The sequence below is a fragment of the Amycolatopsis coloradensis genome (assembly GCF_037997115.1).
In the GTDB taxonomy this organism is placed as follows: Bacteria; Actinomycetota; Actinomycetes; order Mycobacteriales; family Pseudonocardiaceae; genus Amycolatopsis; species Amycolatopsis coloradensis_A.
Genome location: NZ_CP150484.1, coordinates 5,869,202 through 5,885,868, shown reverse-complemented (window position 1 = coordinate 5,885,868; position 16,667 = coordinate 5,869,202). Strand labels below are relative to the sequence as shown.

12 protein-coding genes are annotated in these 16,667 nt (G+C 68.9%); 7 read left to right on the top strand and 5 right to left on the bottom strand.

Translation table 11 applies throughout. The annotated features are described in order from the left end of the window. Positions 1-34 precede the first annotated feature (34 nt). Positions 35-3,019 carry a family 16 glycoside hydrolase gene (locus LCL61_RS27525; RefSeq protein WP_340682410.1) on the bottom strand — a complete coding sequence of 995 codons (2,985 nt, stop codon included), beginning with the start codon at positions 3,017-3,019 and terminating at the stop codon, positions 35-37. A gap of 153 nt (positions 3,020-3,172) precedes the next feature. Between LCL61_RS27525 and LCL61_RS27520 the strand changes: the two genes are divergently transcribed. From LCL61_RS27520 to LCL61_RS27495, 6 genes are all read left to right on the top strand, one after another. Beyond that, positions 3,173-4,486, top strand: a complete 1,314-nt coding sequence (locus LCL61_RS27520) for a hypothetical protein (RefSeq protein ID WP_340682409.1) — start codon at positions 3,173-3,175, stop codon at positions 4,484-4,486. Further along, a complete protein-coding gene (locus tag LCL61_RS27515; protein ID WP_340682408.1) occupies positions 4,483-5,538 on the top strand; it encodes a hypothetical protein in 1,056 nt (351 codons plus the stop codon). The genes LCL61_RS27520 and LCL61_RS27515 overlap by 4 nt, the downstream gene beginning before the upstream one ends. A gap of 1 nt (position 5,539) precedes the next feature. Next, positions 5,540-8,566, top strand: coding sequence for a hypothetical protein (locus LCL61_RS27510; RefSeq protein ID WP_340682407.1), 3,027 nt, complete (start codon positions 5,540-5,542; stop codon positions 8,564-8,566). 58 nt (positions 8,567-8,624) lie between these two features. Next, a complete protein-coding gene (locus LCL61_RS27505) occupies positions 8,625-9,152 on the top strand; it encodes a hypothetical protein (protein WP_340682406.1) in 528 nt (175 codons plus the stop codon). Positions 9,153-9,336: 184 nt separating this feature from the next. Then, positions 9,337-10,182, top strand: coding sequence for a DUF3592 domain-containing protein (locus LCL61_RS27500; protein WP_340682405.1), 846 nt, complete (start codon positions 9,337-9,339; stop codon positions 10,180-10,182). A gap of 21 nt (positions 10,183-10,203) precedes the next feature. After that, positions 10,204-11,517 carry an MFS transporter gene (locus LCL61_RS27495; protein WP_340682404.1) on the top strand — a complete coding sequence of 438 codons (1,314 nt, stop codon included), beginning with the start codon at positions 10,204-10,206 and terminating at the stop codon, positions 11,515-11,517. On the opposite strand, the gene LCL61_RS27490 is transcribed toward LCL61_RS27495, so the two are convergent. Together LCL61_RS27490 and LCL61_RS27485 are read right to left on the bottom strand one after the other, a co-directional pair. Further along, the gene (locus tag LCL61_RS27490) at positions 11,510-12,325 is read right to left on the bottom strand and encodes a hydrolase (protein WP_340682403.1); all 816 of its coding nucleotides are present in this window, start codon (positions 12,323-12,325) and stop codon (positions 11,510-11,512) included. The two genes, LCL61_RS27495 and LCL61_RS27490, sit on opposite strands and share 8 nt — an antisense overlap. Positions 12,326-12,407: 82 nt before the next feature. Next, complete coding sequence (locus LCL61_RS27485) at positions 12,408-13,004, bottom strand: DUF6801 domain-containing protein (RefSeq protein WP_340682402.1); 597 nt, start codon at positions 13,002-13,004, stop codon at positions 12,408-12,410. A gap of 228 nt (positions 13,005-13,232) precedes the next feature. On the opposite strand from LCL61_RS27485, the gene LCL61_RS27480 reads away from it, so the two are divergent. Beyond that, positions 13,233-14,015 (top strand): adenylate/guanylate cyclase domain-containing protein, encoded by a 783-nt coding sequence (locus LCL61_RS27480; protein WP_340682401.1) that lies wholly within the window; start codon positions 13,233-13,235, stop codon positions 14,013-14,015. A gap of 347 nt (positions 14,016-14,362) precedes the next feature. Here LCL61_RS27480 and LCL61_RS27475 read toward each other — a convergent pair whose 3' ends face one another. Beyond that, entirely contained in the window at positions 14,363-15,751 is a 1,389-nt protein-coding gene (locus tag LCL61_RS27475) for a Gfo/Idh/MocA family protein (RefSeq protein WP_340682400.1), read from the bottom strand. Between the two features lie 174 nt (positions 15,752-15,925). Next, entirely contained in the window at positions 15,926-16,621 is a 696-nt protein-coding gene (locus tag LCL61_RS27470) for a nitroreductase family protein (protein ID WP_340682399.1), read from the bottom strand. Positions 16,622-16,667: the final 46 nt, after the last annotated feature.

The window sequence follows — 16,667 nt, the reverse complement described above, 5'->3', positions numbered from 1 at the left end:
CGAGTCTCGCAGTGTTCTCGCCCGTCATGGCGTCCTAGCCGATGGGCTCGATCCAGATGTTGCGGAACCGCGGGTTCTCCCCGGGATCCCCGTGGTCCTGCAGCCGGATGGCGCCCGGTGCCGCGCTCTCCGGGATGCTGTCGCCCGTGCCGCCGTCGATCGCCACGTCATTGTGGACGACGACGCCGTTCCAGACCACGGTCACCCGGGCGTTGTCGGTCTTGTTCCCGGCACCGTCGAACCGTGCGGCACGGAAGGTGACGTCGTAGGTCTGCCAGGTTCCGGGAGCCGTCGCCATGTTCCGGTCAGGTGCCTTCTTCGAGTAGATCGCGCCCGCTTCGTTGTCGGCGAGTGTGGTGTCCCCGAAGGATTCGAGCACCTGCAGTTCGTAGCGTTCCTGGAGGTAGACGCCGCTGTTGCCCCTGGCCTGCCCAGTGACCTCCGGCGGGTAGTTCGGCTCGTTCCATTCGACGTGCAGCCGGAAATCACCGAACTGCTGTTTCGTGCGGATGTCCCCGCCGTTCGACTCCATCGCACCGCCCGAGACCGGCCAGGTCGCGGCGCCGCCCGCGCGTTTCTCCCACGCGTTCAGATCGGTGCCCTTGAACAACTGGATCCGCCGGGACTCGGTCAGGGTGAGACTGTCGAGATTGACATTGCCGGCGTCGCCCGTGTCGTAGCGGTAGGAGATCGTGTTCGACCCGGCCTTCAGATTCAGCGTCTCGGGTTGCGTGTTCCACGTGTCCCAGTTGCCGGTACTGGCGAGCCTGACCTGTTTCACCTTCGTCCCGTTGACGTAGACGGTCACCGATTTGGTCCCCGGCGCCGGATCCGGACCGTTCGAGTAACGCAAGGCCGCGTTGTAGGCACCGGACTTCGGCGCGTTCACGGTGAACGTCGTCGCGGCACCCTGGTTCCAGTAGCCGTCGACGAATCCGGTGCCCGTGTAGCCGGCGTGGTTCGTGTTCGTCCCGGCGCCACCGCTCAGCGCGGCCCGCTCGGCCTCGTAGGTCGTGCTCGCCGCAGGCCCACCGACGAGCGAGTTCAACGTGTACCAAGCCTCGGTGCTCCACAGCGCCGCACCTGACTCCGACGCGAACGGACGCGGCGACCGCACGTGGACCACGTGCCCGGCCTTCAACCCCGCCACCTGCAGCGTGACCTTCTTGCGATCGGGCGAGAGGCTCGCGGACGTGACGGACAGGGTCTGCTCGTCGATCTTCGGTCCGCCGTACGCGGGAGTGGGCTGGTAGCGCCATTGCTGAGCCTGGTACTTCGCCGCGAGGTTCTGCGCGGTCTCGGCCGACAGCGGCTGGGTGTACTCCAGTTCGAATCCGCCCGCGACGGCCCGCATGGCGCGGATGTCGAAGGCGTTCGTACCGTTGGGCGTCACCTTCTGGAGGCCGTAGGCGAGCTTGCCGGGCTGGCCCCAGTTGCCGCCGCCGTCGATCCCGCCGGTGTAGATCGCGCCGTCGGGGCCGAGGCTGATCCGGCTGACCCCAGACTCGAGTCCTTGCGTGAGACGGAAAACGGCCCCCTGGTACTCGCCGTTGACCTTCTCCAGGAACGCTCGCTGAAGCCCGCCGTAGGTCACGTCGCCGTACACCATCTGCCCGGCGAACGGACCCTGCGACAGCATGACCATGTTGCTCGGCGAGTTCGCGATCTCGTTGTGCGGCAACCACAACACGGGAGCGGTGACCGGTTTCGAGTCGAACGGGCCCGGGGGATTGGTGTAGTGGTTGAAGAAGCGGTCCTGCTTGACCCGGACGAGCTTGTTCGCCGGCAGCCAGCCGCCCTGGTTGTCCGTGACGAAGACGTCGCCTTCCGGTCCCCAGCCGATACCGTGCGGGGTGCGCAGCCCGCCGGCGATGTAGGACACCTGGCCGGTGGCCTTGTTCACCTTGATCGTGGTGCCGCGGTTCGGCGCGGGCTGCGGATCGGTCGTGGCACCGCCGTAGTTGATGGACACGGAAAGGTTGGCGTAGAAGAAGCCGTCCTTGTACAGCAGGCCGAACGCGAACTCGTGGAAGTTGCCGCCGAACGGCCAGGTGGCCACGGTGCGGTAGTCGTCGGTCACGCCGTCGCCGTTGGTGTCGTTCAGTTCGACGAGCCGCGTCTTCTCCGACACGTACAGCTTGCCGTCGACGTACTTGACGCCCATGGGTTCCTTCAGTCCGCTGGCGACGCGCTGGGTGCGGACCTTGCTCGGGTCGGTGTTCCCGCTGACGTTGCTCAGCAGGTGAACCTCACCGAGGACCTTGTCGGAGCCGCCCCAGGTGGCGATGGCGAGCCGTCCGTCCGGTAGCCAGTCCATGCCGGTGACCTGCGGCTGGAAACCCTCCGGGCGCAGATTCGTCAGCGTGAAACCGGGATGGACGCCGTTCAGCGGAAGGCCGTCACCGGGCGAATCTTTGGCACCCTCGCATTCCTTGCGACCCGGCGAGGTCACCCGGACGACGTCGGCGTCGGTGCTGAGCACCGAATTCGGTACGAGCGCGAAGTCCGCCGCGCCCGGTGGCCGCCATTCGAGGGTGACCTGCTGGTCGTGGAGGTTGTCGAAATGGTCGATCCGCAGCGCGTGATACCCGGTGCTCAACTGGACCGAACCGGTCGCGGGAGTCGCGCCGTGCAGGCCGTCGTGGTTGATGACCGTCTGGCCGTCGATCCGGAGCCGGGAGCCGTCGTCGCTGGTGAGCCGGAATTCGTACTGTCCGGCGGTGGCGATGTTGATGTTGCCGATGACCTCCGAGACGAACTGCTCGTTGAGCCCGAAGTCGGCCGTGGTGGTCCAGTTGATCGTCGGCATCAGCTTGTCGACGTTGGGAGTCTGGCCGGATTTGATCGCGCAGAGCTTGGTGAGCTCACGCTGGAGGTCGTACGTGCGGAGCGTGACACCGGGTTGTTGCGGTGGGATGGCCGCTTCTGCCGGGGCTGTCACCAGCCCGGACACTGCCGTGACCAGCGCCAACGAGGCGACGATGGTCCGGTTGAAGCGCTTGCGGACAGACGGAAGCATCGTTGCTCCTCGGGTCGGCGGCGGAGCACCTCTGTGACGCCGCTGAACCTAAGAGGACTTTCGGATGAAGTCAACGAAAGTATGTACAGAACGGACGAAAGTTAGTCCGAACGGTCTCTCGGATAGAGTCGTGGCCTGCGGGAGGGAGGGCGATTGACGACGGAATCGGGTGGGCCCCGGCTGCGTTCGGCCGTTCTCACTCAGGCATGGGAACGCATCGACGGTGTCGAGGTCCTGTCGTCGGCCGATGGCGGTCCGCTGACCCGGACGATCAAGAAGCTCATCGACCCGCTGGTGATCCGCACCGCCGCGCGGCCCCGGCTCGGCCGTCCCGTGCTGGATCCGGCCACGGCGGCCGAGCTGACGGAACTGCTGCTGGCCGACGCGGACAGGCTGCGCGCGACGGCCGCGTGGTTCACCCACCTCAAACGGCAGCGCCGCGCGCTGCGCATCACCGCGGGCAACGTCCAGGACGTGTGTTTCCCGCTGGCGTACGAATTGGCGACCGGTTTCGGCTCGCCGGGGCCGGACGCGGCGGAGACGGCCGCGGCGGCGTTGCGGGATCTGCACGGCGAGGGCAGTGCGGTGGGCGTGGATCAGCTCACCTCGTACCTCGCGGATCCGCGGCACTCGGCCGAGCTGACCGCGGAACTGCGGCGCCGCTGGCAAGCCGAATCCGCCGTACCGCAGGACATCACCGCACTCGGCGCGTTCGTCGACGAACTTTCCGACTCCGCTTGGCGGGTTCTCGCCGATTCGGCCGCCGGGCACGCTCTCGGACTCATGCTGCGGCAGCCGGGCGGAGCCCGCCGCCTGAGCGAAGTCGTCCGAGAGATTTCAGGGCTGCGCGCACCGGATCTCGGTCTGCAGCGCGGGGATCGCACCACCGTCCCGCCGCTGAACCGGAGCGACGAAACCGGCACCGAGCTCCTGGAGCGCAGTGTCGAACGGCGGGTACGCGCGACCTTGCGCCGTCTTCCGCCGGACGAGCGGGTCTCCGTCGAAGCCCTCGTCGACGACGAGCTCACCAGGGTCGCCGCCGGATTCGGGCTCTGCTTGCCCGCGCTGGCCGCGTGTTTCGCGCTCGGGGTCGTCCTCGCGCCCGCGCTGAGGCCACTCGACGGCGCGGCGCCCGCCGGTGTACCCGAATTCGCTCGCCGGCTCAACGCGCAGGTCGCCCGGGAGGGGTACGTCCTGCACGCTCGTCGAGCCCTGGCCGGTGCCACGCCGCTCACTCCGCGGCCCGACGCCGAACTCCTGCGCGATCTTCGCGAGTTCGCCAAGCACTTCCTCGGCAGGCTGTGGGTCCGGCTGCACGGTTTCGACGTCCGCGGCGACCTGCCCGCCGACGCCACCGACGTACGCGACCTGGTCACCGGCGTGGTCCGGTCGACTTCACTGGATTTGCGGACGAAGGTCCGCCGCTCGCTCATGGCCCGGTTGCCGGAGCTGGAGGCCGTATCGTGACGCATCCGGTGCACGCGCCCGTACTCGCGGCCGATGGCGGCCTCATTCGCTTCGCCCTCGCCGATCTTCTCGCGGGCCGGGCCGCCACGATGCACATCGAACTCACCGACGCCGCGGCCGCGGAACCCTGGCTGACCCGGCTCGCGGGCGCGGAGGCGACTCTCGTCGCGCTCGGCCAGGGCCACATCGAGCTTCCTGCCCAGCCGGAACTCGGCAGGCTCGCTTTGCTGCTGTGGCTGCGTCGCTGGTGGCCCGCCGGTCCGTCACTCGGGATTCCCTCGCTGGATCCGGCCTTGCTGGATCTCGAGACTGCGGTCGCGACGGCCGACGTCGAGGGCTTGGCCGAAGGTCTTCTAGACGGGTTCGAAGCTTCCCCGGCCGAGCTGTTCGACGCGGCCATCGCGGACGACGCCCTCCTGGCGGCGGGCCCGCCGGTCGCCGAAGAAGTCCGCGGACTGTGCACCCGGCTCGCCGCCTGGTTCGACGACGAGGACGACGTCGTACGCGCCGAGACGGCGGCGGAAATGTCGGCACGACTGGGAACGGCGACACCCGGCCAACGCGCGTACACGCTGGCCGCGGGCCTCGCCCCGCTCGCCCCCGGCGAAGGGGTATTGGCGAGCGGACGTGCGAGCGTCGACTGGGCGCGGGTACCACCGGGGATCCTTGACGCCGGTGAGGACACGGTGACCTGGCGGATCGTCGTCGCCGCGACCGCCACAAGGCTCGAAATCGTCGTCGCGGGCGCGTTCGCCGACGCGGCCATCACCGCGTTCGCGAGTCACGCGGGCGAGCCGTTCGCCGAGGTGCCGCTGGAGCTGGGCGCCGGGCGGTTCTCCGGCACGGCGGAGCTGAACGAGACCGCGACCAGGCTCGCCGCTCGTGTCCATAGTGGACAGATCGCCGTCGTTGTCGGCGTTGCGGGAGAAGGTGTCGCCGGGACCACGGCGGAAGACCGGGCCGAGGTGGTCGCGCTCGTCCGGGCACGTCCTCCGGCGGCAAGGACGCTCGCCGAACGGGCGGCGGCCGCTTCCGCCGATGAGGAGTTCTGACGTGCTCGTCGGCATACCGCCGCCCCGGAATTCACCGGACCGGCCGCTCCCGCCCGAACTGGGTCCGGCGACCTCGCATGGTTACAACTGTCGTTGTGTCGCAAGGCATTTCGGTCTCGATCCGGCGCCGTACGGCGAGCTGCCCGCGTGTTCGCTGTCCGAACGCCAGTACCGGAAGCTGCTCGTCGACGCGGTCGAACTCCAGGACAAGGCCAAACGGCTCGCCGTCGCCCGTGACGTCGCCGGTGCGCACCGGACGTACGGCAAGATGCGGGAGATCGCGCAGCGGCTCGACCGGACGGATCTGGACCTCGCCGCGGTCAGCGATCTGGCCACCGTCTGCTACTCCGCCGGCGACCTTCGCAACGCTCGTCAGTGCGCCGAAGCCGTGCTCCAGGCGTTCAAGGTCAGTACCGCCGCCATCGTCCACTACGGACAGTACGCCGAGCTCCGGATGATCGAAGGCTCCCGGGAGGTCGCCGAGCGCGTGCTCATCTCCTTGAGCACGGAGGAAGGCGACGTCGTCAAGGCGCGTGAGCTGATCGCCGGGCAACGCCGCCGGGCGGCGCAGCGCAAGGACGCGGGGCCCGGACAGTACCCGCCAGAGCTGCTCGACGTGTACGGCGCGGACGAGCTGGAACTGCGGATCTTCGACGTGCGCGTCCAGATCGCCGCCGGGGACCTGGCGGGCGCGCGGACCGCGATCGAGGACATCTTGACGGCTCTGGAAGCCATCGCGGAGATCGACGATGTCCGCGGGCAAGTGGCGGCACTGCAGGCGATGGCGCGAGCCGAGCGGGCCCGCGTCCGCCAGGCGGGTGGCGAAGACGCCGACGCGCGCGCGGATCTGCTGCGGCTGAGTGCCCAGCACGAAGGCCGTCCCTTGGCCGCCAGGGCGAGCATCGAGCTGGCGGCGGACAGGGCCTTCGGTGGCGACTTCCCCGGAGCGGTCGCCGCGATCGTCGCCGCCCGCGACGAACTCGCGGACGCGGGCCTGAACGGCGATGTCGCGGAGGCGAGCCACGCGCTGGGCACCCTGCTGCTGTATGCCGGCGACGTCGCGCAGGCCAGGGACCAGTTCGAGCACGCGGGGAAGATCTGGACGGCCAACGCCGACGTTCCTGGCCTGCGGCGCCTCGACGTGGCGCTGGCCCGCTGTGCGATGGCCGAAGGCGACTGGGCGACGGCGAGGGACCACGTGACCCGCGCCCGGGAGTCGGCGCTGACGTCGGGTGACTGGTCGGATCGCCTGCACACGGATTTCGTGGCGGCGACGATCGGCTTCGCGCACGGCGAAAACCTCCCGGCCGTGCTGGACCTGCTGCTTCCGCTGGCGCTCGCGGCGGCGGAGTACCGGTTCGAGTTCACCTCGCCGCAGGCACGCACCGCCTGGGCGCGCGACGTCGCCGGTCCGGCGACGGAAATGCTGATGGCACTGCTGGCTCAGCTCCAGGAGCCGAGGCTGGCGGCGGAACTGATCGAGCGCACCTGCGCCGTCGGCGCGTACACGGGTGTCGAGGGGCGTTCGCTGGACCTCACCGGCGCCCTGCCCACCCTCGAAGTGGGCCCCGTCGCCGAAGGGCTTCCGTTGGCGGCACTGGGTTCCGTGACGTCGTCGCTTCCGCTGCGGCTCGCCCCACCGCCCGGGCTGCGCTGGTCACCCTCGTCGCCGATGGAGCTGGACCCGTGGCTCCACCTGGCCGCCGAGCGGTACCAGCTGCCCCGCACGGTCACCGAAACCGTCGAGACCTGGCCGACCGCGAAGCCCGGACGTGAGACCTTCCTCTTGCGCTACGCCGACGCCGGCCACACCTTCCTCACCTGGCGGACCACCGAGGACCTCGACACCGTCCACACCCATCCGATCGAGTTCGCTCTGGTCGGGACCGCTCGCCAGTGCTTGGACGCCGCGTCTCCCACACCGCGCGAAGGCGAGAGCGTCGCCGACGCCGTCCATCGCTCACTGAGTGAAGACGCCTTCGGCAGCTTCGCCGGTGAACAACGCCTGTCCCGCGTCCTCGCCCTCAACCTCCTGCCCGCGGACCTGGTCGAACGTCTCCGGCGTGCCGCCGACGGCGGAACCCGCCCGCTCCTGCGGATCCAGCCGTCCCCGAGCCTCGCCGGTGTTCCGTGGGGGCTGCTCGCCCTGCCTGACAGGCGGGCCGATCACGTGCTCGAGATCGACGAGATCGGCATCTGCTTCGACAGTGACGAACGGGTTCTCGACGTCGCCGACGTCTCGCTGCTCGCCCCTGCCGCGATCCCGCGCCGTCGACCAGCCGCCGACGGCCCGCCGGTCTATCTGCTCGACCCGCGTATCCCCGGCCAGAGTGCGTTCGGCGAGCTGGGTTCCGTGCTCGGCAAGCAGGATCCGGCGTCACCGCTGATCCGGCATCTCGACGAGCGGCTCGCCGAGGGCCCGGTCCTTCCCGCCGCGTCCCGCGGGCTCGATCTGGTCCGCCGCACCGACACCGACCGCCGTCTGCTCGCCGGACTGCTCGCGGGCCCCTGTTCCCGGTTGGTGTTCGTCGGACATGTCAGCCGGGTCCGCGACGAGTACGGCGCGCAGACCGCGCTGCATCTGTCCTGCTCCGCCGATCTTCCCGGCACGGCCGCGCCGATCGGAACGCACCGGCCGTTCACCGCCGCCGACCTCGCACTGTCCGAAATGGACACCATGCCCGCGCGGGTGGCGCTGATCGGCTGCGCCAGCGCGAGCGATTTCGGTCTGGCCGAACCGTTCGGCGTGCTGCTCGCCGCCGTCGCGGCCGGAGCGGGACTGGTCGCCGCCACGGTCTGGGCGCTCCCGACCTCGGCCGCCGTGCCCGGTTCGGACCCGATGTCCGAACTCGTCATCGCCGTCGACACCGCGCTCGCCGGGGACGATCCGGTCACCGAACTGTGCGCCTGGCAGCGGTCCCGGCTCGCCCGCTGGCGCGAGAAGCCCGAGCCGGCGGCATCGCCCGTCTTCTGGGCGCCGCTGACCTGCCTCGACGCGACCGACGACGGGAAAACCTGGGTTCGGTAGCGGAACGGCCCGCCGAAGCTGTGTCCAGCACGAACGACACGGCGAAAGGCGGCACCCGATGTTCAAGAAGATCCGCGACAAGATCAACGAAGCGACGCAGCAGGGCATGACGCGGGGTGCGCAGGACTTCCAGCGTCACGCGGAGCAGTTCCGGCAGGCCGCCGCCGCACAGGGCCACGACATCACCCCGCAGCTGCCGACGCCGCAGCTGGCCGCGCAGGCCTTCCGGAGCCTCAACGCCGACCCGGACATGGCGGCGTTCCTGGCACTGCCGATGGACGAGCAACTGCGTCAGCAGCAGGAACTGCAGGCCTACGGCACGGAACTGCGGCGGCTGTACGACACCTGCGAGCCCGCCACCCTGGTGGTCCGCGAGCTGGAGCCGACCGGCCGGAAGATCGCCGGGCAGGCGCAGTACACCGCGACACTCGAGGTCACCCGCGCCGACGGCACCACGTACCGGACCGTGACGCAGCTGATCGCGCCGTTGGCGACGATCCAGCAGTACGCGCCCGGTACCCGCCACGAAGCCCGCGTCGACCCCGCCGACCCGGCGAAGGTCGCCGTGTTCGGCCCGATCTCGTAGTGCTGGTAGGCGGAGCTGCGACCGGTTCGGAGAGGCGACCCTACGCGTGAACCCGCCCGGCCGAAGGCCCCGCTATCGCGGTGGCGGGGCGCTTTGTTCGCTCGACATGACGTGTTCTGCCATGCCGCGCCCTGCCGATGTCGATCGCGGTCGCGGGTTCACCACAAACAGAGAGGCGGCGGCGATGTTCGGGACCTTCGAGTTCGGCCTGCCGGAAGACCCCCGGCGTCCCCGACGTCCAGGACTGCGCCTGTGGCTGCTCGGCGTGCCGACGACGCTCGCCTGGGCGGCGACGGGCTGGTCGGGCGCCCTCGGGCTGCTGGACGGCTTCCGGTTGATGTCGCTGAACCGCGTCGACGCGTGGGGGGCCGACGCGGGCCCGGCGGTTTCGCTCGTCCTGTTCTTCAGCGTCTCGATCACGGTGGCCTCGTCGCTCGGGTTCGCGATGCTGTGGGGCGGCGGGATGTCGTTGCGCGGGATGGGCGTCGGTTTCCGGGCGAGCAGCCTCGCCGCGTCCCTCGGCATCGCGCTGGGCAGCGGCGTCGCGATCCCTTCCTGGACGCCGCCCGAGTCGGTGGGGAAGCGGCTGCCGTCCGAACCGTGGACCGAAGTGGACTGGATCATCTACTACGAGCCGTATCTCTTCCCGGCGGTGGCCGGGGTGACCGCGCTGGTCATGATCATGGTGCTGGGACGCGCGTTCGTCACCAGGGCCGAGGCGGACGACCGCGCGCAGGCGCTGGCCCAGACCGGCAGGCAGGTGATCGGCCAGGTGCTCGGTGTCGAGTTCACGAACGTCTGGGTGATGGGGAATCCGAGGTTCACCGTGCAGGTCCGGTTCCCCACGGACGACGGCGAGCGGACCGTCGTCACGACGATGATCACCCCGCCGCTGCAGGCCCCTGCCCGCGGCTCGACAGTGAAGGTCACCTACGACCCGCGGAACCCCGACTCGGTCCAGGTGGACCCGGATCCCGCCGATCGGGCCGCCGGCGGAAACTTCGGTGCGTTCCTGCCTCCGCTGTTCTGATCGCCCTCTACACTCGCGCGGATGGACGAACAGACGGCAGAGGTGTCCACCGCGCCAGCGGTGCGCAAGGCGATGATCCGGCTGGTCCCGTTACTCGGGCTGCTCTATCTGCTCAACTATCTCGACCGGGTCAACGTCGGGTTCGCGGCGCTCACCATGAACGCCGACCTCGGCATCAGCTCGGCCGCCTACGGGCTCGGCGCGGGCCTGTTCTTCGTCGGGTACTTCTTCTTCGAGGTGCCCAGCAACGTCATCCTGCACAAGGTCGGCGCCCGGATCTGGATCGCGCGGATCATGGTCACCTGGGGCATCGTCGCCTCGGCCACCGCGTTCATCCAGGGCGAGGTCAGCTTCTACATCGTCCGGGTGCTGCTCGGGATCGCCGAGGCCGGGTTCTTCCCCGGCATCATCCTGTACCTGACCTACTGGTTCCCGCGAAAGCAGCGGGCCAAGATCGTCGCGCTGTTCTTCCTCGCGGTGCCGCTTTCGTCGGTCATCGGCAGCCCGGTCTCCTCCCTGCTCATCAAGCACGGCGACGGCGTCCTGGGTTTCGACGCCGGCTGGCGGTTCATGTTCTTCGCCGAAGGGGTGCCGTCGATCCTGCTCGGGGTGGCGGTGTTTTTCCTGCTGCCGAGCAAGCCGAAGGACGCGAAGTGGCTGACCCCTGGTGAGCGCACGGCGTTGCAGTCGGCGATCGACGCGGAAGACATCCGTGAGGTCGGCAAGGAGGTGAGCACCCGATCGGCGCTGACCGATCCGCGTGTGCTCGCGCTGAGCGCCGTCTACTTCGGGATCATCTTCGGCCTCTACGTGCTCGCCTTCTTCCTCCCGCAGGTGATCAAGGGCTTCCAGGAGCAGTTCCAGACCAACTACAGCATCGTGGAGATCGGGCTCATCACGGCGATCCCGTACGCCGTGGCCGCCGTCGCCATGGTGTTGTGGGCACGCCATTCCGACCGCACCGGTGAACGGGCCGGGCATGTCGCCATCGCCGCGTTCGTCGGCGCGGTCGCGATCGCCGCCGCGCTGTATCTCGGCTCGCCGCTGTGGGTGATGATCGCGGTGACCCTCTGCGCGGTCGGCGTGTTCACCGCGATCCCGGTGTTCTGGCAGCTGCCGAACGCCTTCCTGACCGGAGTCGGCGCCGCCGCCGGGATCGGCCTGATCAACTCCTTCGGTAACCTGTCGGGCTTCGTCGGCCCCTATCTCACCGGCTGGTTGCAGGGTTTGACCGGGAGCTTCCGCGCCGGGATGTGGGCCGTCGCCTTCTTCATGGCGATGGCGGGGGCCATCGCGTTGACCTTCCGAGGCAAGGACAAACGCGCGATCAAGTGAGGTGGTCGAGGTCGCCGTTCACCCACCGGATATGGGTTTCGGCGCTTCGGCGCACCACCGCGCGGGCATCCCGGTCGATGGTGTCACCACCGAGGGTGTAGAGGCGGTCGTAGGAGAACTCGTCGAGCCGGTCGACGATGCGGCGGACCACGGCTCCCGACAGCGGGATGTGCTTGGGGAAGTTGCGCTGGAACGAAACCCAGTCCGGCGCGAGCCCGCCCGAGATCGTGTCCCCGGCCAGGATGCTGCCGTCCGGCGTCCTGGCCACGGCGCTGCCGCGCATATGCCCGCCGAGCCGGACGAGTTCGAGGCCCGGCAGGGGTTCCACGCGCTCGTCCCAGAACTCGAACGCCGGATCGGGGGCGGGCAGCCATTCGCGGTTGCGTTCGTTGACCAGCACCGGAACCCCGCCCAGCGCACGGCTCCAGCCGAGCTGGGCGCCGAACATGTGCGGATGGCTGGTGGCGATCACGGCGACGTCGCCGAGCCCGCGCACGACGTCGAGCACCTCGGTGTCCAACCAGGACGGTGGGTCCCAGAGCAGGGTGCCCGCCGGGGTCACCGCGATGAACGACCAGTGCCCGATCGCGAGGTTCGGCTCCCGTTTGATGCTGTGCAGGCCGCGTCCGTGATCGCGGTGCAAGGTCTTGTGCGGCACGGAGATCAGTTCCTCGTGCGTCCACCAGCGTCCGGTGTGCGCGCCGAGGTCACCGGCTTCCTCGATGCCGACCTCGCCTCGGTCGAGAACGCACCGGGGAGGCTCGGGAGTGGCGGGATGTTCGATACCGCACCTGTCGCAGATCCACATGATCGACAGCTTGTGACCTCCAGTGCGCTGGAGGTCAAGACGCGTCTTCCCCCGGCTCGCCGAGCCGGGGGAAGACGGGGGTTCAGCTGATGGTCGTCTTGCCGAGGACGGCGTCCTGGTCGGGCGGGTCGAGCGCGAGCTGGACGTCGAACTCGCCGAGCGAGCTGTCGGTGACGATATGCGAGGTCGCCGCGGCGTCCACGCTGCTGGTCGCCTCGCCGGCGGGGGTGCCCGCGGGGATGGTGAAGTCGACCTTGCCCTGCGCGGTGAACTTCAGCGGCCCTTCGGCGGGTACCTCGGTGTCCGGGATCGGCAGCTCGATGGGGATCGAGATCTTCTGCTCGCCGAGCGCGATGTTCACCTTCGAGCCGATCGAGCCGGAGAGCTTCTTGGCACCGACGAGCCGGAGCCCGTCGCCCGCGGCCTGACCGGCGTCGACGTCGAGGGTGAACGGCACCGAAACCGGCTCCCCGGCCTTCGCCGCCGCCGGGATTTCCGCCTTCACGACCACGGCGACCTTCTGGTCGCCGATGATGGGGAAGCCGCCCTTGTACGTGAGATTCTTTTCGACGGCGGCAGCGGTTCCCGCCGCGGCGAGCATGACCGTCCCGGCGACCGCGGCCGCGATCCCGGCCACGCAGAACCGCCGAACACCCTTCCGTACGAGGGTTTCCGTCATGTCAGGTCCTTTCATCGTTGAATGGGCTCGAAACTGAATGTAGGTGGAAAGTCACCAACGAGGAAAGGAAAAGATCTCTCGCGTTTTCTTTGCGCTTCGATCTTGTCACGCGTATGTGGAATGGCGAGTTCGTGAATTGTCATGCGGGGGAGGAAAGGGGAAATGGTGTCCGCATTCTTGTCACCTCGGTGACAGGTGCGACGGACGCGAGGTGAGCGGGCTAGGGTCTTGATCGTGACCGAACGACCCGAGCCGTGGCACCTCCGGACCCGCAGGTTCCTGCGCGCGACGGATCAGCGCGGCGAACTGGTGCGCGGGGCGCGGTTCCTCCGCAGACTGGTCCCGGGTGACCCGCTGGCGCCGTCGACAGGCCGCTCGTCCGACCGGCTCGCCCGGCTGCTCGCCGAGGCGGGCGCGGACCGGCCCAGCGCCACCCGTGAGCTGGGGCTGGCCGCCGTGCAGGCCTGGCAGGCCATCCGCCGGACCGGCGCGCCGCCGATGTCCGCGGACGGGATCACGGTGCTGTTCACCGATCTGGTCGGCTTCTCGACATGGGCGTTGCAGGCGGGGGACGAACGCGTGCTGGAGCTGCTGCGTTCGGTCGGCGAAGTGACCGAATCGGTCGTCACCGGGCATCGCGGCAGCATCGTGAAGGGCCTCGGCGACGGCGTGATGGCCGTGTTCGCCGATCCGGGCGAGGCGGTGAACGCCGCTTACGAGACGTGCTCCGCCGTGAGCGTGATCAAGGCCGAGGGCTATCTCCCGCACCTGCGCGCGGGGCTTCATCGAGGGAATCCGCGGCGGGTCGGTAACGACTACCTCGGCGTCGACGTGAACATCGCCGCCCGCGTCATGGCCGCCGCCGACGGCGACGAGGTGCTGGCCAGCGGAAGTGTCGTCGACGAGCTGGACCCCGGCGCGGTGATCGTGCGACCGCGCCGGAGTTTCCGCGCCAAGGGGACCCCGAAGGACCTCCGTGTCTACCGTGTCGTACCTCGCTACTCGTCGTGAGTGGCAAGGATGGTTATCGAGGGTAAGTCAGAGGCCGGACCGGCCATGGGAGCCGGTCGCGCCTTGAGTGTCCACAAGGGACACCTTCGAGTGGCGATATGTCTGATTAGTGGATGAATGTGCGGTTCGCGAGGGCAGTCGTGAGTGGTAATGAGGGTTAGAACGCTCATTGCCACTCACGACCTCAGTGCAAAGTACTCAGAACGGACACTTTCCCTGACCTGTGTCCCTTGTGGACGGTCAAAGGCGCGCCAGGCTCCTTGGTGGCCTACTCCACCACTGACTCGATCACGCCACCTTTGCCTTGCCCCTCCCTGACCGTCCTCACCGCTCACGAGCCGCACGGCCTAGCCGGGCATCTCCGAAGGCTGCGAGTCCAGCCCCGCCCGGGGTTTCGTCCAGCCACCGCGCGTGAAGTCCGGCACCGCGACCGGTTTCCCGCCGCGAGCGAGGGAGACCACGCTCAAGGGCACGGGGGAGCACCAGACCGCCGAGTCGTAGACGTCGATGTCCGGCACCAGCCCGGCGCGCATCTGCTGCACGATCCGCCACTGCAGCACGTAGTCCATGCCGCCGTGCCCGCCGAGGTTCGGGTCGTCCTTGAGCTTCTTCCACAGCCAGTGGTCGTGACGGTCGCGGTACGGCCCGAAGTCCTTCCACGCGTGGCCGCTGTGGTCGGGCTCGACGTAGATCCGGGCGGGGTAGTCCTCCACGATGCCGCGGCTGCCGGCGAGGCTGTTGATGCGACTGTACGGACGCGGCGAGCTGACGTCGTGCTCGGCGCGGATGATCCGGCCCTGCTCGGTCTCGATCAGGCAGGTCACCAGGTCGCCGTTGATGTAGGTCTCTTTCCACGACGGGTGGCCCGGCGGCATGTGGCGTTTCCGGTAGTCGGCGAGCCCCTTCGGCTCGGTCGCCGTGGCGCGCAACGTGGCGAACCGGTCGCCGCGGTTGACGTCCATGCAGGCGGCGATCGGCGCGAGGCCGTGCATCGGGTAGAAACTCGCGGTGCTGCGGGTGTGCCACTTCCGGCGCCACGCGTCGGTGTAATAAGTGTCGGAGAACAGCAGTTCGCGCAGGTCGTGCAAATAGCCGCCGTGTCCGTTGGTGACCTCGCCGAAGACGCCTTCGTGCGCCATCTTGAGGATGGCCAGCTCGTTGCGGCCATAACTGCAGTTCTCGGCCAGGAACAGGTGTTTGCGGGTCTGCTCGCTGGTGTTGACGAGGTCCCACAACTGGTCGAGCTCGGTGGCGATGGGGAGTTCGACGCCGACGTGCTTGCCGGACAGCAGCGCCGCCTTGCCCTGGGGGTAGTGGAACTCCCACGGGGTGGCGATGTAAACGAGGTCGATGTCGTCGCGGGAGAGCATCTTCTGGTAGGCGTCGGCGGATCCGCCGTACTCAGCCGGGCGAGGACGCCCACCGGCGGCGAGTTTGTCCGCGGCGGCCTTCGCGCGCTCGGCGCGGATGTCGCAGACCGCGGTGACCACGGCGCCCGGGACGGCGCTCCACCCGCCGATCATGGACATGCCGCGGTTGCCGAGACCGATGAGCGCGATCCGGACGGTCTGGTGCCGCTCGAACGGGACCCCGATCATGCTGCGCTGACCAGGACGGCGGGGCGCGCTTTCCGCCTCTTCCGCCGCGGTCGCGCTCGTCGGGATCGCGGCGAGCGCCCCGGCGGCGAGCGCGCCGCCGAACAGTGTCCGCCGGGAGACAGAGGGCAGGTCGGCCATGAAGAACACTCCTTCGTGTCGCCTTCGGTGCCCAGACCCTGTCCAATCGCCGCCGGATATGTCAAGAGATGCGCCAAAGTGTGCAATAAACTGCACTATTGCGCAATTTGAATGCTTGTTGTCCGGGGTTTCGCGCAACCCGGGTGCGCGTACACACCCGGGCCGCGCGGACGGTCACCGGCGGATCAGCACCTGGTCGATCGACTTGCGCACCAGATTCGGCACCACGCAGTCGTCCGCCGAGTAGCCGACCGGGATGACGGCGAACGCCTTCTCGTTCTGCGGCCGCTCGAGCAGTTCGCCGAGGAACCGCATCGGCGACGGCGTATGCGTCAACGCGGCCAGCCCGGACAGATGCAACGCCGTGAGCAGCATGCCGACCGCGATGCCCACCGACTCGTCGACGTAGTAGTGCTTGTGCTTGGTGCCGTCCTCGTCGAGGAAATAGCGCTGCTGGAAGACCACGATGAGGTACGGGGCGTCGGTGAGATGGGTCTTGACGGCGTCGGTGCCCAGCGGCCGCAAGGCGGACAGCCACTCCTCGCCGAGCCTGCCCTCGTACGAAACGCGTTCTTCCTCTTCGGCGGCATCCCGGATCCGCTGTTTGGTCTCGGCGTCCTTGATGAGCACGAACGTCCATGGCTGCTGATGCGCGCCGCTGGGCGCCGTGGCCGCCACCGCGATGGCGTCCACCACCACCTGTTCGGGCACGGGGTCCGTCGAGAACATCCGCACGGTGCGGCGGGTGTCCATGCGACGGCGCAGATCGGCGGCGGTGGCCAGCGATTCTTCCGCGGGCACGCGCGCCGGACGGTAGGGCACCGGCTCGAAGGGGTCGCCGTAGGTCGGGGTCCACTGTGCTGTGGTCATGATGGCGATTCTGGCGGCGGACCCGGTTTTCGGGAAGCCCCGGAGC